This window comes from Paracoccus benzoatiresistens (genome assembly GCF_026913015.1).
Lineage (GTDB): Bacteria > Pseudomonadota > Alphaproteobacteria > Rhodobacterales > Rhodobacteraceae > Paracoccus > Paracoccus benzoatiresistens.
In genome coordinates this window covers 1-17,956 of the sequence record NZ_JAPTYD010000064.1, presented here as the reverse complement: position 1 = coordinate 17,956, position 17,956 = coordinate 1, and the positions used below count along the sequence as shown (strand labels likewise).

At 62.5% G+C, this 17,956-nt stretch carries 17 protein-coding genes, 1 pseudogene and 1 riboswitch; of the genes and pseudogenes, 4 read left to right on the top strand and 14 right to left on the bottom strand.

Annotated features, from left to right (window positions below; all coding sequences use genetic code 11):
• Window positions 1-72: 72 nt before the first annotated feature.
• From OU682_RS20940 to OU682_RS20920, 5 genes are all read right to left on the bottom strand, one after another.
• Window positions 73-1,461, bottom strand: a complete 1,389-nt coding sequence (locus tag OU682_RS20940) for an NAD(P)/FAD-dependent oxidoreductase (RefSeq protein ID WP_268944153.1) — start codon at window positions 1,459-1,461, stop codon at window positions 73-75.
• A 5-nt stretch (window positions 1,462-1,466) separates the two neighbouring features.
• Window positions 1,467-1,862 (bottom strand): nuclear transport factor 2 family protein, encoded by a 396-nt coding sequence (locus OU682_RS20935; RefSeq protein WP_268944152.1) that lies wholly within the window; start codon window positions 1,860-1,862, stop codon window positions 1,467-1,469.
• Window positions 1,863-1,877: 15 nt separating this feature from the next.
• Entirely contained in the window at window positions 1,878-3,218 is a 1,341-nt protein-coding gene (locus OU682_RS20930; protein WP_268944151.1) for a TRAP transporter large permease, read from the bottom strand.
• Window positions 3,215-3,775 (bottom strand): TRAP transporter small permease, encoded by a 561-nt coding sequence (locus OU682_RS20925; RefSeq protein WP_268944150.1) that lies wholly within the window; start codon window positions 3,773-3,775, stop codon window positions 3,215-3,217. The genes OU682_RS20930 and OU682_RS20925 overlap by 4 nt, the downstream gene beginning before the upstream one ends.
• Before the next feature lie 74 nt (window positions 3,776-3,849).
• The gene (locus OU682_RS20920; RefSeq protein WP_371832291.1) at window positions 3,850-4,851 is read right to left on the bottom strand and encodes a TRAP transporter substrate-binding protein; all 1,002 of its coding nucleotides are present in this window, start codon (window positions 4,849-4,851) and stop codon (window positions 3,850-3,852) included.
• A gap of 111 nt (window positions 4,852-4,962) precedes the next feature.
• Here OU682_RS20920 and pdxR point away from each other — a divergent pair, with 111 nt between their 5' ends.
• Entirely contained in the window at window positions 4,963-6,441 is a 1,479-nt protein-coding gene (gene pdxR, locus OU682_RS20915) for a MocR-like pyridoxine biosynthesis transcription factor PdxR (protein ID WP_268944148.1), read from the top strand.
• 48 nt (window positions 6,442-6,489) lie between these two features.
• Here pdxR and OU682_RS20910 read toward each other — a convergent pair whose 3' ends face one another.
• The 3 genes from OU682_RS20910 to OU682_RS20900 all read right to left on the bottom strand — a co-directional run bounded on the left by OU682_RS20910 (window position 6,490) and on the right by OU682_RS20900 (window position 10,366).
• Window positions 6,490-6,903, bottom strand: coding sequence for a cytochrome C-552 (locus OU682_RS20910; RefSeq protein WP_268944147.1), 414 nt, complete (start codon window positions 6,901-6,903; stop codon window positions 6,490-6,492).
• Between the two features lie 15 nt (window positions 6,904-6,918).
• A complete protein-coding gene (locus OU682_RS20905) occupies window positions 6,919-8,010 on the bottom strand; it encodes a sulfite oxidase (protein WP_268944146.1) in 1,092 nt (363 codons plus the stop codon).
• Window positions 8,011-8,929: 919 nt separating this feature from the next.
• Window positions 8,930-10,366, bottom strand: coding sequence for a helix-turn-helix domain-containing protein (locus OU682_RS20900; protein ID WP_268944145.1), 1,437 nt, complete (start codon window positions 10,364-10,366; stop codon window positions 8,930-8,932).
• Window positions 10,367-10,673: 307 nt separating this feature from the next.
• Here OU682_RS20900 and OU682_RS20895 point away from each other — a divergent pair, with 307 nt between their 5' ends.
• Together OU682_RS20895 and OU682_RS20890 are read left to right on the top strand one after the other, a co-directional pair.
• Complete coding sequence (locus OU682_RS20895) at window positions 10,674-12,284, top strand: isocitrate lyase (RefSeq protein WP_268944144.1); 1,611 nt, start codon at window positions 10,674-10,676, stop codon at window positions 12,282-12,284.
• A gap of 52 nt (window positions 12,285-12,336) precedes the next feature.
• A complete protein-coding gene (locus tag OU682_RS20890) occupies window positions 12,337-12,576 on the top strand; it encodes a hypothetical protein (protein ID WP_268944143.1) in 240 nt (79 codons plus the stop codon).
• A 352-nt stretch (window positions 12,577-12,928) separates the two neighbouring features.
• Here OU682_RS20890 and OU682_RS20885 read toward each other — a convergent pair whose 3' ends face one another.
• The 6 genes and pseudogenes from OU682_RS20885 to OU682_RS24365 form a co-directional block, all read right to left on the bottom strand.
• On the bottom strand, window positions 12,929-13,918 hold the full coding sequence (locus OU682_RS20885; RefSeq protein ID WP_268944142.1) for an ABC transporter substrate-binding protein: 990 nt from the start codon (window positions 13,916-13,918) through the stop codon (window positions 12,929-12,931).
• Window positions 13,915-14,655 carry an ABC transporter ATP-binding protein gene (locus tag OU682_RS20880; protein WP_268944141.1) on the bottom strand — a complete coding sequence of 247 codons (741 nt, stop codon included), beginning with the start codon at window positions 14,653-14,655 and terminating at the stop codon, window positions 13,915-13,917. Before OU682_RS20880 ends, OU682_RS20885 begins: the two co-directional genes overlap by 4 nt.
• Complete coding sequence (locus OU682_RS20875) at window positions 14,648-15,400, bottom strand: ABC transporter permease (RefSeq protein WP_268944140.1); 753 nt, start codon at window positions 15,398-15,400, stop codon at window positions 14,648-14,650. The genes OU682_RS20880 and OU682_RS20875 overlap by 8 nt, the downstream gene beginning before the upstream one ends.
• Before the next feature lie 18 nt (window positions 15,401-15,418).
• On the bottom strand, window positions 15,419-16,030 hold the full coding sequence (locus tag OU682_RS20870; RefSeq protein ID WP_268944139.1) for a YkoF family thiamine/hydroxymethylpyrimidine-binding protein: 612 nt from the start codon (window positions 16,028-16,030) through the stop codon (window positions 15,419-15,421).
• Window positions 16,021-16,127, bottom strand: a riboswitch (TPP riboswitch). Its footprint overlaps the gene before it by 10 nt.
• Before the next feature lie 270 nt (window positions 16,128-16,397).
• Window positions 16,398-16,736: an MgtC/SapB family protein gene (locus OU682_RS24370; RefSeq protein ID WP_371832290.1), complete on the bottom strand. Its 339-nt coding sequence runs from the start codon at window positions 16,734-16,736 to the stop codon at window positions 16,398-16,400.
• A gap of 37 nt (window positions 16,737-16,773) precedes the next feature.
• Window positions 16,774-16,932: pseudogene (locus OU682_RS24365) on the bottom strand (MgtC/SapB family protein); the annotation flags it as partial.
• A 378-nt stretch (window positions 16,933-17,310) separates the two neighbouring features.
• Here OU682_RS24365 and OU682_RS20865 point away from each other — a divergent pair.
• A complete protein-coding gene (locus tag OU682_RS20865) occupies window positions 17,311-17,595 on the top strand; it encodes an HU family DNA-binding protein (protein ID WP_329609840.1) in 285 nt (94 codons plus the stop codon).
• Window positions 17,596-17,956 lie beyond the last annotated feature (361 nt).

The following is a 17,956-nucleotide window of genomic DNA, read 5'->3' as shown; positions in this document are numbered from 1 at the left end:
ATGCTCGATCCCGTGCATCTGCAGCACTTTGACAAACGCTTCCTCTGTCGTCATTCTCATGGCGATGGCTCCTTATGTCCGCTCGTCGCGATAGTGGTAAAGGTGATAGAGACCCCATTGGCCCAGTCGCCGGAACGGCGTCTTCCAGCCCTCATGGGGAAGTTCGGTGTTGAAGATCGGCAGGTCGGGGGCGGTTTTGCCGGCGACCAGTTGCGCCAGGCGGCGACCCGCCATGGCCGAGTACATGACGCCGTTGCCGCCGTATCCCAGTGAGTAGAACAGCCCCGGCGTATCCGGCAGCCCGGTGATGCGCGGCATCATGTCGTGGCTCACATCGACCCAGCCCCACCAGCTGTAGTCCAGGTCGATCCCGCGCAGGGCCGGGAACTTGCGGGCCATGCCTTCGCGCAGCCCGTTCAGGTGGGCGGGGTTTGCCGCGTCGCGTCCGGTGATCGCCGCGCGCGATCCGATCTGCAACCGATTGTCAGGCAGCAGGCGGTAATAATGACGCAGCGTGCGGGTATCCGTCAGCGGGGACATGGTTCGAATGCCCACGGCTTCCAGTTCGGACGGAGTCAGGACACGCGTGACGATGCTGTTCGACATGATCGGCATCAGGCGGTCGCGGAGGCGGCTGTGCAGGCCCCGGGTGGCATAGGCGGCCGTGGCCACGGCAACCCGGCGGGCACGCATGATGCCACCCGGCGTGCGCAGGTGATGAACGCCGTTCTTCAGCTCCCATCCCTGCACGGGACTGTCGGGATGCACGGTGGCCCCGAGTTCGCGGGCCACGCGCAGATAGCCGAAGGCCAGCTTTGCGGCGTGGATGCTGACGCCGTCGGCTTCCCACATCGCACCATGCGCTTCCTGGTCGCGCACTGCGTTGGCGAACAGCTCGTCCCGCGACAGCATCCGGGCATCATAGCCGAAGGTGTCGCGCAACAGCTTCGCCTCGGCCTCCAGCGTCGGCATGACGCTGGCCTTGTGGGCGATGTAGTAGTGGCCGCCCTCCTGCGGATCGCACTGAATGTCGTGGTCGCGCAGCAGCCCGCGGAACAGGGCGAATGCCTCGACCATCTCGTTGTGCATGCCGCGCGCGACATCCAGGCCCCAGCGGTCGATCCATTGGCTGCGCTTGAGGCGTCCCGCGCTGATCTGGGCCTGACCGCCATTGCGGGTGGAGCAACCGTAAGCGACGCCATTCGCCTCCAGCACGGTGGCCTTGATGCCGTGTTCCTTGGCCAGGTGGATGGCCGTGGACAGCCCGGTGTAGCCCGAGCCGATCACGGCGACATCCACGTCCATGTCGCGCGTCACCGGGCCGTCGCCTTCGGGGGCCGGCCCGGCGGTGCCGATCCAGTAGGTCGGGGCGTAATCGCTGCCCGGACCCAACGTGCGCGCCGTCATGGGGTCGTAATGGGGGTCGAACGGCACCGACCCGCGTTTGTCGATGGGCTGCATGGCGGTCACTTGGCGGCGATGTTGGGACGCTGCTTGCGGATCGCCTGCTTTTCCACGATCTTGCCGTCCTTGATGCGGAACAGGTCGGCGCCCTGCACCTCGGTCCGGGTTCCGTCCGGATTGGTGGCGCGGAAGGTCCACTGGCTGACGCCGCGGCTGCCGTCCTCGGACATAAAGTGCTCGTGATCGGCCCACTGCACGTCCGGCATGGCGGTCCAGACACCCTCGAAGGCCTTGGCAATGGCGTTCCGGCCTTCGATCCTGTTGCCGTATTCGTTGTCGCCTGCGACCGTGTAGAACACGCAATCGTCGCCAAAGTGGGTCATGACACCGTCGATGTCGTGGCGGTTGAAGGCGTCGAAAGTATCCTTCAGGTCGGCGGCGGTCAGGGTGCGGGTCATGGAAGAACTCCTTGGTCAGTAGCCCAGCATGGCCGGAAGCCACAGGGCGATTTGCGGAAAGAGCGCGATGACGAAGATCGCGACGGTCGAGGCGACGGCGAAGGGGAGGGCGGCGACACTGATCCGTTCGATACTTTCGCCCGAGATGCCCGAGGCAATGAACAGGTTCTCGCCCAGGGGCGGGGTCTGGAAGCCCACGGACAACGTGCAGATCATCACGATGCCGAAGTGGATCGGGTCGATGCCGACCATGTAGGCCACCGGCAGCATCACCGGGACAAGGATCATGATCGCGGCCAGCGTTTCCATGAACATGCCCACGATCAGCAGCATCCCGATGATCAAAGCCCAGATGGCATATGGGTTGGTGGTCAGGCCCAGGATGCCGCCCGCGATGATGCCGGGGACGTTGTTTTCCACCAGAATGCGGCCGAAGATCGTGGCGGCGAACAGCACCAGAAGCACCCGCCCGGCCAGCCAGGTCGTCGCCTCCAGCGCCTTGAACACCTCGGCCACATCCAGCTCGCGATAGATGACGATGCCGACGAACAGGGTATAGAAGATGGCGACGATGGCGGCCTCGGTGGGGGTGAACAGGCCCGAATAGATGCCACCCAGGATCACGATAGGAGCCATCAGCGCCCAGAAGCCCTGGTAGCAGGCGCAGGCGAACTTGCGCAGCGACAGCGGTTCGGACGATCCGTGATAGCCTCGGCCCTTGCAGCGGATGTAGTTCATCAGCAGCAGGCCGCCCGCCATGACCGCACCGGGCAGGAAGCCCGCGATGAACATCTTGGAGATGGACACCGACTGGAATTGGCCGTGCGCCTCGACCGCGGCGGGATCGGGAGCGATCCCCATGGCCGAGATGCCGAAGATGATCATCGGGATCGAGGGCGGAATGACGATGCCCAAGCCCCCCGCCGCCGCCGTGGCAGAGGCGGCATATTCACGGCTGTAACCGTTGCGGATCATGCCAGGGATCATCAGCATTCCCACGGCCGCTGTGGTCGCAGGCCCCGAACCGGAGATCGCGCCGAAGAACAGGCAGGCGACGATGGTGGCGGCCGACAGGCCACCCGTGAAGGGACCGGCCAGGCTTTCGGCGACCGCGATCAGGCGCCGCGACAGCCCGGCGGCCTCCATCAGCGCTCCTGCCAGGATAAAGGATGGCAGAGCCATGAGCGGGAACGAGCCCACCGAGGACCAGGCCATCTGCACCATCTTGATCGGATTGTCGCCAAGATAGAACATGGCGGCCAAGGCTGCGACACCAAGCGCCACGGTGATTGGCGCACCCAGCACCATCAGCAGGGCAAAGGTGCCGAACAGGACTTCTACGACATAGTCGTTCATTTCGCGTGCTCCCGCTGAAACGCGCGCTGCTCGTCCTCGGCCAGTTCCAGCGCCTGCTCGACCTCGACCTTGTCGGGATCGCGGGGGTCGATGCCCTTGACCAGCTTGAGGTAGTTCACCTGAAGGATGCGGATCGTCATCAGCGCGAAGGCTATGGGCAGCGCCATGTAGACCCAGCGCATTTCCCAACCCAGGGTCTGGGCTTTCACGAAGGGCTTGAGGCGGGAGATGAACTGGATCGCCTGCCAGATGAAGACGACGTTGAAGGCGATCCAGAACAGGTCGCCGATGGCCTCCAGGATGCGCGCGGTCCGGCGCGGCATCATGTTCAGGTGGAACGTCACCCGGTTGTGTGCCGCCATCCGCGCGGCATAGGACGCGCCGAAATAGGCGAACCAGACGAACAGAATGACCGACAGTTCCTCAATCCAGGTGATCGAGAATCCGAACACCTGGCGGGCGACGATCTGGACGAACAGCAACGTGACAAAGACCGCCAGAAGCGTTCGGCAGATATAGCTTTCAAGATGATCGAGATGCTTCCAGAATGCAGACATGCATTGCCTCCGAGAAGGGGCGGTTCAGTATTGCATGAGGGAAAGCGGCGGGCGGCCCCGCCGCAGCGGTTCCGTTACTGCACCGGGTCGCGGCCCAGCGAGGCGAGAACACCGTTCAGAACCTCGACCCCGCCGATCTGGTCGTAGAATTTCGGCCAGACATTCGTGGTCGCCAACTCGATGAACTCCTTTTCGTCGTCGGCCGGCTTGGTAATTTCCATACCCCGAGATACCAGTTCGTCGCGTATTCTGCTTTCCTGTTCTCGCAGGAAGGCAGCCGATGCTTGCGTGGCGGCTTCTCCGGCAGCCAGAACATGCTGCTGCTCGTCCTCGGACAGGCTCTCGAACAGCGCCTCGCTGACGATCAGCGGCTCGATCGAGAAGATATAGCGCAGGTCGGTGATGTACTTCTGGACTTCATAGAACTTCATCGCGTTGACGGTCATGTAGGGGTTGTCCTGACCGTCCACGACCTTCTGCTGAAGCGCTGCAAAGGTTTCACCCCAGGCCATCGGGGTCGGGTTAATGCCCCAGCTCTTGTAGGTCTCGATCATGATTTCGTTCTTGGGTACCCGAACGACCAGCCCTTGCAGGTCCGCCACCGTCGACACCGGCTTCTTGGAATTGGTCAGAACACGGAAACCGGAATAGCCCCAGCCGATGATGCGGACGCCCGCATCCTCGATGGTCTGCTCGACCATCTGCTGACCAACCTCGCCTTGCGTGACCTTCTCTGCGTCGTCCTGGCTCAGGATGACATAGGGCAGCGTCAGTGTGCCGACAGACGGCGAGAACGGGGTGATGTTGTTGATCGCCAGGATCGAGAAGTCCAGCGTGCCGGTCGCTGCGGCAGTGACGGTGTCCTGTTCGTCGCCAAGCTGGCCGTTCACGAACAGCTTGCCAGTCATTTCCCCGCCGCTTTCCTTTTCAAGCGCCTCGACAAACGCCTTGCCAAGAGCCTCCTGCGTGCCCCCGGCACCATCGCCTACCGCGATGCGGTATTCCGCGGCAAATGCCGGAACGCTGGCCATCAGGCAGATCGCGGTTCCAGCCAGCAGTTTGATTGTCATCTTCATCGGGCTCCCCTCCCATTCAGCGACCGGTTTTATCGGGTCGCTCCTCGGTGCGTAATATTGCCGCAGAGAAGGCTCAGTGATATGTCCAGTTGACAACGAATATAGGTCCAGGTGCGTAGCGACATCCCCATTGATGCGGTCTTCCTGCGCGAGGATGCACCGACCCTTCAGGGCCGCCTCGCTGCGGCCATTGTTCGTGCGATCTTGGAAACACGGGCACACCCGGGCGCTAGACTGCCATCCAGCCGCAAGTTGGCACAGGGGCTGAATATCTCTCGAATGACCGTGACGCTTGTTTATCAGGATCTTGTTAGCCAAGGATATTTGGAAGCATTGCCCCGATCCGGTATTGCAGTCGCAGCCACGGTGCCGCACCGTCGTGTGGATGTGACATCCCAGTCGGCCTCGAAGTCGCAAACGGTAAGGTGGTCGCGCTGGCTTTCGGACCACGATCTGCCTCGACGCGTCATCCGCAAGCCCAGCAACTGGCGGGAGTTCAGATATCCGTTCATTTTCGGTCAGGCAGACCCGACCCTGTTCGATCACAACGCGTGGCGCGACTGCGCTCGTCGCGCTTTGGGGACGCGCGACTTTTCAGAGTTGGCTGCCGACAGATACGGTGCGGACGATCCGCTGTTGCTTGATTATATCTGCTCGAACACGTTGCCGCGGCGTGGATTCCACGCGCAACCGGATGAAGTTCTCGTCACCCTTGGCGCACAGAACGCATTGTTTCTTGCAACAGAACTGCTTGCCCGCGTTGATCGGCTGGCGGTCACAGAGGAACCGGGTTATCCTGATTTCGCCGAGACCTTGCGGCGAGCGCGCAGCCCGACCACCTTTCTGCCCGTGGATTCGATGGGGGTGGATCCGGCGATGCTGCCGGCCAATACCCGGCTGATCATCATAACGCCCAGCCATCACATCCCCACGGGAGCGACGATGCCGCTGTCCCGTCGGAGAGAACTGCTTCTCCGCGCGAACGAGACAGATGCCCTGATCATCGAGGATGATTACGATTTTGAGATGTCCTATCTGGCACCGCCCGCACCCGCGCTGAAGTCATTGGACGGGTCCGGCAGGGTTATCTATATCGGCAGCTTCTCGAAATCGCTGTTTCCGGGATTGCGTATCGGATACATGGTCGCCCCTGCCCCGTTTATCGCGCGGGCTCGGGCCCTGCGAGCGATCATGCTGCGCCATCCGCCCAGTCACCTGCAGCGGATCACGGCCTATTTCTTGGCTTTAGGGCATTATGATGCGCATATCGTCCGCCTGCGTCATACACTCAAGGAACGGCGGCGGGTTCTCGAAGAAGCGATTTCCATGACCTCGTTGCAGATCGAGGGTGCGGCGACACAGGGCGGTTCCAGCATGTGGCTGAGTGCGCGGGGGACCGACAGCGCTGATCTGGCTGCCAGGCTGCGGGAGAAAAGTGTTCTGATCGAGCCAGGCGCAGTGTTCTTTGAAGAGCCGCCGTCCCCCTGCCCCGTGTTTCGGCTAGGCTACGCTTCCATCGCAGCAGACCTGATCCCGGAAGGAGTGACCAGGATCGACAGGATGGCGCGGAAGATGGCGCAGGCAGACTGATGATCGACCGGCACAGTCGGTGCCGGGCGCATGGCCCGGCACCTTGTTCTACCGCTCGGATGAGAAATAGGTCTTCAGATAGGTCAGGATGACCTTCTTGGTCTCCTCATCGGGTTCGGCCATGCCCTGCCTTTCGACCATCCAGGTCCAAAGCTCATCCCAGCGGTGATCGGTCACGCGCTGCTGCTTGATGATCTCGGTCGAATGGCAGGCGACGCATTGGTAAAAAGTGTCCTCGGCGCCCGGACCTTCCGGCAGCCCACCCAACTCGGCATTGCCTTCGCCGCCCGTCCCCTCGTCGGGGCGCGCCATCAAGGCCGTCATCGGGTCCAACGGATCGGCGCCGGCGGGCCTTCCCGCAAGGGCGGTCATCGGGTCGGGTTCCGGCGCGGCCAGGGCCAGCCCGGCGCCAAGCGCCAGGGCCGCAACAGCACCCGCGCCCATGGCAAATAGATGTTTCATGTCCGCACCCCTTCGTCAGGCCGTTGCCACAAGCGCGATGCGGTGCTGGATGTTATTGGCATATCCGCGCGGGTTCCATACTGGCGAGAGGGGCGGCTGGCTGATGCCGTCGCCGTCGGTGGCACGCGCCCAGACCTCGTAGTAGCCGTGCTGCGGCAGGGTCACGTTCGCGCGCCAGCGCTGCCAGGCAAAGCGGTTGGCGGCAGGTTCCAGCGTGGCTTCCTGCCAGGTCTGACCGAAATCTACCGAGATATGCATTGTTGCGACATTTCCCTTGCCACACCAGGCATGGCCGCGCACCTCGACCTGTTCGCCAGCCTTCACCTCGGTTCCGGTTTCGGGGAAAGTGACGATGGACTTGATCGGCATGTTTGTCAGCACCACCATGTCGCTTTCGGGAACTTCGGTCCCTGGCGCCACGGGATAGGCTGGCAAGCGGTAGGAATCGCCAGTCATCTTGGCGCCGTCATGTTCCTTGTCCCGGATCCAGATCCGGTTGAGGTATTTCTGAGAGGCCGAGGCCGGATAGCCCGGCACGATCACCCGCAGCGGAAATCCGTGCAAGGCGGTCAGCGGCTCTCCGTTCATGGCCCAGGCGATGATCGTGTCCCCCTCCATCACCTTCTCGATAGGCGCCCCGCGCGAGATGACTTCCTTTTCCTCGTCTCCGCTCAGGTGGACATCGTTGCTGTAATGGCCGGTATAGACCGCCGTCTTCTTCAGGCCCGCTTCCTTCAGCACGTCGGACAGCCGCACACCGGTCCATTCGGGGCAACCAACTGCACCGACGGTCCATTGGTTGCCCGAGGTTCCGGGCTGAAAGAACGCGCGGCCATTACCGCCGCATTCGATGACCAGACGGCTGGTGACGTTTTCAAAACGCGATTTCAGATCATCAATTGTCAGTTCCAGCGGGTTTTCGACTTCTCCGTCAATGGTCAGCGTCCAGTTTTCCGCGTTCTGGTCCAGGGCGGTCTGTGGCACCAACCCGTTCATGCGAACGAACAGATGTTCGTAGGGGGTGATGTCGTCGTCCAGCAGATGTGCCGGCACTTCCGCATTCAGCGGACGGTCCCCCAGGACAACAAGTCCCTTCTTGTCGGACATCAGGTCCATCCCTGTGTCCTGAGCCAAGGCTACTGGAATGACGCCCGCTGGCAGGTTTCGTTCAAACGGGACAACCATTCCTAGCATCGCACCCAATGCCGTCAGACCGGTTGTTTTCATGAATGCACGGCGCGAGTTGGAATGAAGGTCGTCTCTGCTCTGCGGGTCGGTGTGGTTGGGATCGACGAGCATGATTTCTCCTTGCAGAATATGGGAATTGCGCCGACAGAGTTTGGCATCAAGGCTGCCTTCGGCGTCGGCGCGAGCTATCGTAAGGGGAAGCTAGCTGGCTCTCGGCGCAGACCTCGGCAGCGACCGTCTTGGCAGAAGAATCGACACGACCCATGAGCACGAAGTTGCCTCCTGCCACCGGAGTTGCAACCGAAGCCGCAGCCAGGACAAGACGGAACGAATTGTCAGGTCTCGAGAATGTCTTGCCATGGCGATTGTTCCTCTGTTGCCTGCCGGCACCTGCGACTGGAAGGATTGCATTGCGGCTTGGATCTTTCTCCTTCCAATAGCCAGCTTCCGCTCGCAGGCTCACAGCCGAAGAGGATTTTTATTATATCCAGTTTCCGAAAATTATAAGTCCAGTTTGATGTTGGGAATGTGGCAAATCTCTGATCCCCAATTTTATGGCGCAATCTGGTGCTTATATGAAAACAGGCGCTAAGGATAAGGCTTGGCATCATCCCGTCGCTTGCGGGTGGCTGAATCAGTCGGCTCTCTACAAAGGAACAAATCACTGGCTGACTGGCGGTTCGACAAGCCTGGGATCAGTGCGGCTTGTTCCGGGCGGTAGTGCTCAGGTGCCCGCAATGTTTGCATGTTATAAGCGGTCTTGTCCGCCCAACCTCAGTTCTGGGGTGACCAACTATATTGTCAATGAGGTTCTCCGCATTTGTAGAAGAATACTGTCCTACGGACCCTCGAAGCTGAAGATGGCCAGGCTGCGTTCGCGTTCGTTGACGGCCATCTTGCGGTTAATGGGCGCATGGGCGCGGGCGGGGCAGTTCTGCCGCTCACACAGATAGCAGTTCAGGCCGATATCGACCGGCCTCGTGCGGCCGAGGTCGATCCCGTCGGCATAGATCAGGCGCGGCGCATAGGCGATGTCGCAGCCAAGCCCGATCGCCAGGCGCTGCGACGGGGCGCCATAGCTGCCTCCGGCGCGGGTCACGGTACGCGCGATCGAGAAATAGCTGGCGCCCTCGGGCATGCGGATCACCTGCGTCTGGACCTGGTTGGGCGTCTCGAAGGCGGAATGGATGTTCCACAGCGGGCAGCTGCCGCCGAAACGCGAAAAGGGGAAACGCCCCGCGCTGAAGCGCTTGGACATGTTGCCCGCCCGGTCCACCCGCACGAAGAAGAACGGGATGCCGCGCGCCTGCGGGCGCTGCAGCGTGGACATGCGGTGGGCCGTCTGCTCGAAGCTGGTGCCGAAGCGGTGGCTCAGCAGCTCGACGTCATAGCGGGTGCTTTCGCAGGCGGTCAGGAAGCGGCCATAGGGCATCAGCAGCGCGGCGGCGAAATAGTTGGCCAGGCTGACCCGCAGCAGGCCGATCGCGGCGGGATCGACAAGCCCCGCCTTGACCACCAGGGCCGAGACGGCCTCGTCGGCCTCCAGCTTGGCCAGAAGGACGCCGATCTGGAAGCGGCGGCTTGGCTGGCCCAGCAGTTCCGACAGAAGCAGTTCCTTGCGGTGCGGATCGAAGCGGCGCAACTGGTCGCCCATCACCGGGGCGGGCAGGATGCGGACCTGGATGTCATGGGCCGCCAGGCGCATCGACAGCGCCACATGCGGCTCGCCGCGATGCAGGCCCAGATCGTTCGCCAGGGCCTCGGCCGCCTCGTCCAGGGCCTCGACATAGTTGCCGCGCGCATAGAACCAGGCGCGCACTTCCTCGACCGGGCGCGAGCTTTCGGTCAGCACCTCGACCTTGTCGCGGTCCGTCATCGGGTTGCCGTCACCCTGCGCGCGCAGCATGGCCTCGCGATAGCGGTCATGCAGGCGCACGAAGGCTGCCGCGATCCGGGGCGAGGACTGCAGGACGGCCTCGATCTCGGCGCGCGACGCGGCGCCAGCCTCCAGCGCCGGGTCCTTCAGGGCCGATGCGAAATCCGCCGACAGCTGCGCATCCGCCGACGGCGCCAGTTCCGAGATGTTGAGGTCGTAGACCTCGGCCAGCCGCAGCAGCAGCCGGGCCGAAACAGGGCGCTGATCGGCCTCGATCAGGGTGATGTAGCTGGCCGAAACGCCCAGTTCCGCGCCCATCTGCGCCTGCGTCAGTCCCAGGGACTGGCGCAGCACGCGCAGCCGCTGGCCAATGATGAGCTTTTCCGGGCGGGCGGGCATCGCGGCACTTCCTTCTTACAATGTTACAACCCTGAAGCTGTGTTCGTGACCTGACTGACAACACAACCCGTTTGCATGCAGCCAATGCTGCAACTGCAGCGTAACATTACTGACATGACATTACGAGGAATCATCGGAGCGGACCATGCCCATCGCCGATCATCGCCAACTGCGTCCCGGACCATCCTGGCCGACGCGATGCACCCGATAGACGACATGCCCCCCGGCGGTCCGGAATCCAGCACCCAGGGCGACATGCAACCCCGACCCACCCTGACCCAAGACCATGCTGCTGAAAGGAAACGCCATGACCAACCGAAAGACCTTTTCGGAAATCCGATCCGACGTGCTGTCGCGCTACCCCTCCGGTCAAACCCGGGCTGGCGTTTCGGTCGATGACATCGTGCAGTTGCGGCTGCAGAACACCTATGACACGCATCTGGACATCGCCCGCGACATGGCAAGGGTCATGCGCGCCGACATGGCGGCCTATGACGCCGATCCCGCGAACTTCACGCAATCGCTGGGCTGCTGGTCGGGCTTTCACGCCCAGCAGATGATCAAGGCCGTCAAGCGGATGCGCGGCACCGCCAAGGGCACCTATGTCTATCTGTCCGGCTGGATGGTCGCGGGCCTGCGCAACCGCTGGGGCCACCTGCCCGACCAGTCCATGCACGAAAAGACCGCCGTGGCCGACCTGATCCAGGAAATCTACGTCTCGCTGCGTCAAGCGGACGAAGTCGCGCTGAACGACTTGTTCCGCGAGCTGAAGAAGGCCGGCAGCGAGGATGAGCGGGCCGGGATCATCGACAGGATCGACAACTTCGAATCCCATGTCGTGCCGATCATTGCCGATATCGACGCGGGCTTCGGCAACGAACACGCGACCTACCTGCTGGCCAAGGAGCTGATCAAGGCGGGCGCCTGCGCGCTCCAGATCGAGAACCAGGTCTCGGACGCCAAGCAATGCGGCCACCAGGACGGCAAGGTCACCGTCCCGCGCGAGGACTTCATCGAAAAGCTGCGCGCCTGCCGCCTGGCCTTCGAGGAGCTGGGGGTCGAGGATGGCGTGATCGTGGCGCGCACCGACAGCCTGGGGGCAGGCCTGACCCAGAAGGTGCCCGTCAGCCAGCAGCCGGGCGATCTGGCCAGCCAGTACATCAAGTGGCTCAAGACCGAGCAGATCACCGCAGCCAACCCGATCAGTGAGGGCGAGCTGGCCATCTTCCAGGGCGGAGAGTTCGTGCGTCCCATGCGCCTGCCCAACGGGCTGTTCCCCTTCCAGGACAACACCGGCCGGCAGCGCGTGATCGAGGACTGCATCGCGTCCCTGACCCAGGGCGGCGCCGACCTGCTGTGGATCGAGACCGACACCCCCAACGTGGACGAGATCGCCGGCATGGTGAACGAAATCCGCAAGGAGGTCCCGAACGCCAAGCTGACCTACAACAACTCGCCCAGCTTCAATTGGACGCTGAACCTGCGCAAGCAGGTCCGCGCGCAGTGGCTGGCCGAGGGCAGGATCGCTGAGGCCGATTACCCTGACGACACCGCGCTGATGAAGGCGGACTACGACGACACCGACCTGGGCCATGAGGCGGATGCCCGCCTGCAGCGCTTCCAGACCGACATCGCCGCGCGCGCGGGCGTGTTCCACAACCTGATCACGCTGCCGACCTTCCACCTGACCGCCAAGTCGGTCGACGAACTGTCGCGCGGCTATTTCGGCGAGGAAAAGATGCTGGCCTATGTCAAGACGGTCCAGCGCGAGGAAATCCGCCGCGGCATCAGCGCCGTGAAGCACCAGCACGAGGTCGGGTCCGACCTGGGCGACAGCTTCAAGGAGATGGTGGCGGGCGAACGGGCCCTGAAGGCGGGCGGCCACGCCAACACCATGAACCAGTTCGCGGCCGAATAGCAGCCAGCGGCCTGTCCCGCGCCGGGGCAGGCCCCAACCCCCGGAGGAACCCATGAACAAGCCGGATTTCGAACGTGTCGAGCGCCCCGACCTTGATCCCCGCGACCGCGCCATCCATCGCGTGGCCGATGCGGTCCACCGCCTGAACGAGGCGATTCAGCGCGCCGTCAACGAGGGCGTCTCGGTTGAACTGGTGCGCGTTTCGCGCCATCATGGCGGCAACGGATCCTGGGGCGACCAGGTCGTGCCCACGGTTCGGGAGAGTGAGCGCGCCATAAAGGATGCAGCTTGAGGAGCCGCTTCGGAAACAAGCACACTTCAGGGCCGATTGGCCCTGAATTTCTTTCTTATAGGTCAACGGCAGTTGCAGCCGCGATGTCCTACGACGAATAACCTATGTTTTGTGGAGGTCTCCTTCGCTAACTTCGAGGCAAGGAGGCCACAATGGACATAGGCCACTTCACGGACGACTTTAAGCGTGACGCGTTCGCGGAGATCGCTGGATCGGCCAGGTCGATAGGGTCGGTTGCAACTCCCTTGGCATACAGATGCCGTCCGGGTTGATCACATCATTAAACCGTTCATCGCAAATGACTCTTCTGCTACATGAATGGTTTCCGGCCGATAGACAATCGCGTAGACCGTTAAGACTCTTGTTCTCTCCAGCGCTGATTGAACCAAGTCGAGACCTCTTCCGGCCATTCCAGGGCTTTTCCACTGGCGTCCTTGAGAACGCCGCTGTCGAACAGGAAACGTGCCATGGCCGAAAAGCGCTCCGGGTCGATGCTGCCCACGGGCGTGTCGCCATCGCGAAGATAACCACCCTCGGTGATTGCCTTCATTGAGCCGTGGACAAGTTCAGGGTTCGGAAAGTCTCCGGCGGCGATCAGGACCTGCGCAGCTTCATCCGGATGGTCGGCGGCCCATTCGTAGCCCGCCCGCGTCGCGCGCATGAAGCGCCTGACCAGATCCGGGTCTTGGACCAGGGTGTCCGCGCGCGTACCGATATAGCCTGTCTGCTGGTCGGGGATCCCAAAGTCGGCATAGGTGAACGAGGACTGCCTGCGGCCCAGAAGCGTGCTGTTCACGCCTTCCCAGGTCGAGACCTCCAATGTGAAGTCCACCGCACCCGAAGCCAGCGCCTCGTAGGCGCCGGTGCCCAGCGTCACGGTGTTCCAGACCGGCTCTCCCCCGTCGTTGCGGATCATCGTGCCGATCAGCGCCTCCTCCCACGCGCTGCCGAAGCCGGCATAGGTTTTGCCTGACAGATCGGCGGGCCGGGTGATGTCCGCGTTGTCGCTGTTAAAGACCAGCCGCCCCGGATCATGCTGCATCGTGGCCCACAGTGCCACCAGTTCGGCTCCACCGGCCCGCGCCGACATAAACCCAAGCGAGGTCATATAGGCGAAATCCGCGGCACCCCCCGCCAGCAGCGCCGCCGAGTTAGTGTCGGAATAGGGAAGCAGTTCGACCTCCAGTCCCTCGGCGGTATAAAGCCCACGGTCACGAGCGACGACCAGGCCGACATGATTGGTGTTCAGCATCCAGTCGAGCGCGACGCTGACGCTGGTGTCGGCCCAAGCGGGCATGGGGATGGCAAGGCAAAGGCCAATCGCAAGCGGGCGGATCGTCATGGGGCATTCTCCAGCAGCAGGGATTTCAATTCGTCGCGCAGGGGCGCAAGGGCGGCCTCACTGCGCTGTGTGGGGGGATGTGGCACCGGGATTTCGGCCACGATCCGGCCGGGCGGGCCCGCCATGACCAGAATGACGTCCGCAAGCCTAGTCGCCTCGTGCAGGTCATGGGTGACCAGCAGGACGCCGCGCGGGCGTTCAGCGAGTCGGGCGATCAGCCAGTCCTGCATGCGCAGCCGCGTGACCGCATCCAGGGCCGAGAAAGGTTCGTCCAGCAGGACATAGCGGCTGTCCTGCACGACGGTGCGCAGAAAGGCGGCACGCTGGCGCATGCCGCCGGAAAGCTGGTCGGGAAACTGGCCTTCCGTTCCCTTCAGGCCAAAGCTGCTGAAGAGAGGTGCAACGCGGTTCAGGGCTTCAGCGCGAGACAGACCCCTGACCTGCAGGCCCAAGGCGGCATTCTGGGCCACCGTCAGCCACGGGAATAGCGCGTCGCTTTGGGGCTGGTAGCTGATCGCGGGACAGGGGCGGGCAATGGCCTGCCCGTCCAGCATTAATTGGCCCTCGCCATCCAGGTCCTTGGGCAGGATGCCTGCCGACCATTTCAGAACCGAGCTTTTACCGCAGCCAGAGGGACCGATCAGGGCAGTGATCCCGGTCATCGGCAAAGACAGCGACAGATCGCCAACCAGCATTGCCGCATCTGTGCCGATGGTCAGGCCGCGCAGGTCAAGCATGGCGCGCCTTGGGTCCGCGGGCGGTCAGGCGGTCCAGAAGCCGGATAGCGCCCAGCAGGGCCAGCGTCAGCCCGGCAGAGACCACCACCGCCGCCAGCACAAGATCGGCGCGAAAGTTGTTCTTGGCTGCAAGAATGTAGATACCCAAGCCGCGCCGCGCCCCGGCGTATTCGGCAAAGATCGTGGCGACGATCGCATAGGTGGCCGAGATCCGCAGCCCGGCGAAGAAGCTGGGCCGAGCCGAGGGCAGCACCGCGCGGCGGAAAACGGAAAACCGTCCCGCGCCCATTGATGCAAGAAGATCCGTGAAGTCGGTGGGCGTCTGCCGATAACCGGACAGCAGGCTCAGCAGCATCGGAAAGAAAGTGACGAGGATCACCAGCAGCACCTTTGGCAAAAGGCCGAAGCCGAACCAGAGGATCATCAGCGGCGCCAGCGCAACCAGCGGCACGGTCTGGCTTGCCACAAACAGTGGCATCAGACCCTTTTCGGCCCAAGGCAGGAAATGCAACATGACCGAGACGAGAAAGGCGAAGCCGACCGAGAGCGAGAAGCCCAGGGCTGCCACCGCTATCGTGGACAGCGCATGGGCGCCGATGTCGGCCCGGTTCAAAACCAACGCCTGCAGCACACCAGAGGGCGCCGGAAGGATCAACGGCGCCACATCTGCCAGTCGGCAATAGCTTTCCCAGCCCACCAGAAGGCAGGCGGCCAGAAGCAGGGGCGGCAGAATACGCGGCAGCATGGCCGTGCCCCCCGGGGATCAGCGTGCGATCGGACTGTTCGCCGAGGCCGTCATGTCGATGGTTACGTGCCCCTCGGCCGGGCCAAAGCGCAGGAAGGCTTGGCGCAGCGTCTCGAAGACCGCTCCTGCATCGCCTTGCAGCCGGGTGCAGAAGTTCTTGGAGCGCAGGAAGGTGCCAGAGTTCTTGAGGAAGTCGATGCAGCCATAGATCTCGTCCATGTGACGGTCCTGGCCCAGCACATAAAGTGAAAACTGCACATCGATGGCCACGCCCAGGGCCGGCGCGGTCCGAACAGCCTCCTGCGCCTCGGCCTGACGTTCTGACAGGGACAAGCCTTGCGCACGCGTCAGCGTCTCGCAACGACAGGTCGGATCATCCGGCTCTCCGGGGCAGCCGCGGGAAAAAGTGACATGCATCGTCACGTGGTCCGGCTGCCGTGCCGCGCGGGCGAACAGGTCGCGCACGGCGTCGAACAGCGGTTCCGGCGCCCCCACCATCAGGGTCGAGATGTCGTCCGTCTCGATCCGCAACTTGTCGCGATAGGGATCGAGCGCCCCGAGGCTGGACATAATGACGTCCACGAAATCGGATGTCATGGGATAAAGCGACACTTGGGCGCCAATGAACATGCTTTCCTCGCTCCGCCGGCATTACCCGGATCAGCTGAAAGGGTTCGCGCGACCTGCGCATCTCAGCCCCATGAATGGAGCACCCCCGTTGATGTGGGCCGGACCATGACAACGGGCATGGTCGCTGTCAATGGCGTGACACGCCCCGATCAATGCTTTCGCTATCGCTGTTGTCACCAAGTTAAAATGCTGCTCCGTAAGCCATTTAGAAATGTCGCATGGGCTTGGAGCGATAAGCCGGCGCCGGCCCGCTCTCCAGCACAAGGGCCGTAAGGACGGGACCGGCGGCAGCGCGAGATTTTCCGCATCAATGTTCAGATCATAGGCGGAGCCCAAAAGCGTATAGCGGCGCAGGCTACCCGCGCGATCATACTCGATTGAAACAGGACCGGCTCGAAGCCCTGTGCAGCAAGCAGGCTTCCAAGCTGGTGCCATCGTAGCTTCTGTCTGCATTCACAGCGACTTTGATGCGAACGGCCGGCTGCGGCGGGACGATATGGCGCAATGCGCGCTGGAACACGAGAACAACAAGGGTAATAGCTGTGGAAATGGTCGCAAGCTCCACAAGGCCCGCGCCGAAGACGATGCCCAGTGACGCCGTCAACCAGAGCGATGCCGCCGTGGTCAGCTCCTGAACCGAAAGCCCTGACCGAAAAATGACACCTGCCCCCCGAAAGCCTACTCCTGTCAGAGTGGCATGCGGCATCCGCCATGTCTGAGACGATTTGAGTGCCCTCGGGGAAAACAACCGTCCGTTCCGCCATTCTCAAGCCCAGCAAGGTCATCAGGGCGGAAGCAAAACACACAAGTGCATGGGTGCGCAGTCCAGCCGGCTTGCTCAAGAACTCGCGATCCGCGCCGATCAGGGCCCCGGCGATGACGCTGCCCAGCAAGGGCAGCATTTCGTCCGCGTCTTTCAAAACGGAGATCAGGCTGTCGTATGTCATCAGCCAAGGAGCGTCTCAAGCCGGCCGTGGATGCCGTTGATGTTGTAGGCGGTGATTTTCATGGCCCCGCCCTGCCCTTCCCATCAGATGCTTGCCCGTTAGCCTCACTACTAGGTACCGGATGAAGCGGAGGTCGAGGCGTCGTCTGCCAAGAGATTGTGTAGCACGTGCACCTGCGACCCGCCGGCGGTTGTCGCCGCCTCATCTCATCTCTCCAATGCGCGCATCCCCGTCGGCCCCATCACAGACCTCGTTTTAGTTCGCATTCAGGTGGCAAATCTGGCCGGCACTGGCTACCCCTATCCCAGATGTTCACATGACAAGGAAAGAACGATGAAGCCGATGACCAAAACCGAGTTGCTCGCCACCCTGGCCGAAAAGTCTGGCGTTGAGAAAAAAGATGTCTCTTCTGTCCTTGATGCGCTCTCCGAGGTTGCGACTTCGATCGTGGCCGAGGGCGGCGCCCTCACCCTTCCTGGCTTGGGCAAGTTCGCCTGCCGCGATCGTCCCGAACGACAGGTCCGCAACCCGTCGACGGGCGAGGCCATGACAAAGCCTGCCGATCGCGTGGTGAAATTTACGGTGGCCAAGGCTCTGAAGGACAGCGTCAACGCTTGACCGCTGCCGACCGCAAAGATGGCCTGCTCTCGCACGCAGTGGGGGCAGCGCCATATCGGCCGGAAGATGGGACGCGCGCAGTCGGTGTGGTCCCAAAGAACTTAAGATGTTTGACCTCCTCGCGACGTAACCCGGTTCGGGGCAAAATTCTGCTTGAGAGTTGACCCATGCGCCCCCTCCCTCGCGACCGCGAGGAAGGTCATAGGAGAGCCCGCAGGATGTCTATCTCAACTCATGCCGCCAAGGCGTCGGCTTTTGTGATGGGTCTGCCGCGCACGTAATAAAGGGCACCTCGAATTATTGACCGCTTGCGCTGTTCTTGGCCGGTTCGACGGCCTGAAGAACGCATGACGCGTCTGGG

Coding starts and splice junctions, on each gene's coding strand:
- OU682_RS20880 (WP_268944141.1), bottom strand. CDS start 14,655: ATGCTTGACCTGCGCGGCCTGACCATCGGCACAGATGCGGCAATGCTG.
- OU682_RS24370 (WP_371832290.1), bottom strand. CDS start 16,736: ATGCCGCATGCCACTCTGACAGGAGTAGGCTTTCGGGGGGCAGGTGTC.
- OU682_RS20930 (WP_268944151.1), bottom strand. CDS start 3,218: ATGAACGACTATGTCGTAGAAGTCCTGTTCGGCACCTTTGCCCTGCTG.
- OU682_RS20905 (WP_268944146.1), bottom strand. CDS start 8,010: ATGTCCGACAAGAAGGGACTTGTTGTCCTGGGGGACCGTCCGCTGAAT.
- OU682_RS20935 (WP_268944152.1), bottom strand. CDS start 1,862: ATGACCCGCACCCTGACCGCCGCCGACCTGAAGGATACTTTCGACGCC.
- OU682_RS20900 (WP_268944145.1), bottom strand. CDS start 10,366: ATGCCCGCCCGCCCGGAAAAGCTCATCATTGGCCAGCGGCTGCGCGTG.
- OU682_RS20865 (WP_329609840.1), top strand. CDS start 17,311: ATGAAGCCGATGACCAAAACCGAGTTGCTCGCCACCCTGGCCGAAAAG.
- OU682_RS20885 (WP_268944142.1), bottom strand. CDS start 13,918: ATGACGATCCGCCCGCTTGCGATTGGCCTTTGCCTTGCCATCCCCATG.
- OU682_RS20940 (WP_268944153.1), bottom strand. CDS start 1,461: ATGCAGCCCATCGACAAACGCGGGTCGGTGCCGTTCGACCCCCATTAC.
- OU682_RS20875 (WP_268944140.1), bottom strand. CDS start 15,400: ATGCTGCCGCGTATTCTGCCGCCCCTGCTTCTGGCCGCCTGCCTTCTG.
- OU682_RS20910 (WP_268944147.1), bottom strand. CDS start 6,903: ATGAAACATCTATTTGCCATGGGCGCGGGTGCTGTTGCGGCCCTGGCG.
- OU682_RS20895 (WP_268944144.1), top strand. CDS start 10,674: ATGACCAACCGAAAGACCTTTTCGGAAATCCGATCCGACGTGCTGTCG.
- OU682_RS20920 (WP_371832291.1), bottom strand. CDS start 4,851: ATGAAGATGACAATCAAACTGCTGGCTGGAACCGCGATCTGCCTGATG.
- OU682_RS20890 (WP_268944143.1), top strand. CDS start 12,337: ATGAACAAGCCGGATTTCGAACGTGTCGAGCGCCCCGACCTTGATCCC.
- OU682_RS20925 (WP_268944150.1), bottom strand. CDS start 3,775: ATGTCTGCATTCTGGAAGCATCTCGATCATCTTGAAAGCTATATCTGC.
- OU682_RS20870 (WP_268944139.1), bottom strand. CDS start 16,030: ATGTTCATTGGCGCCCAAGTGTCGCTTTATCCCATGACATCCGATTTC.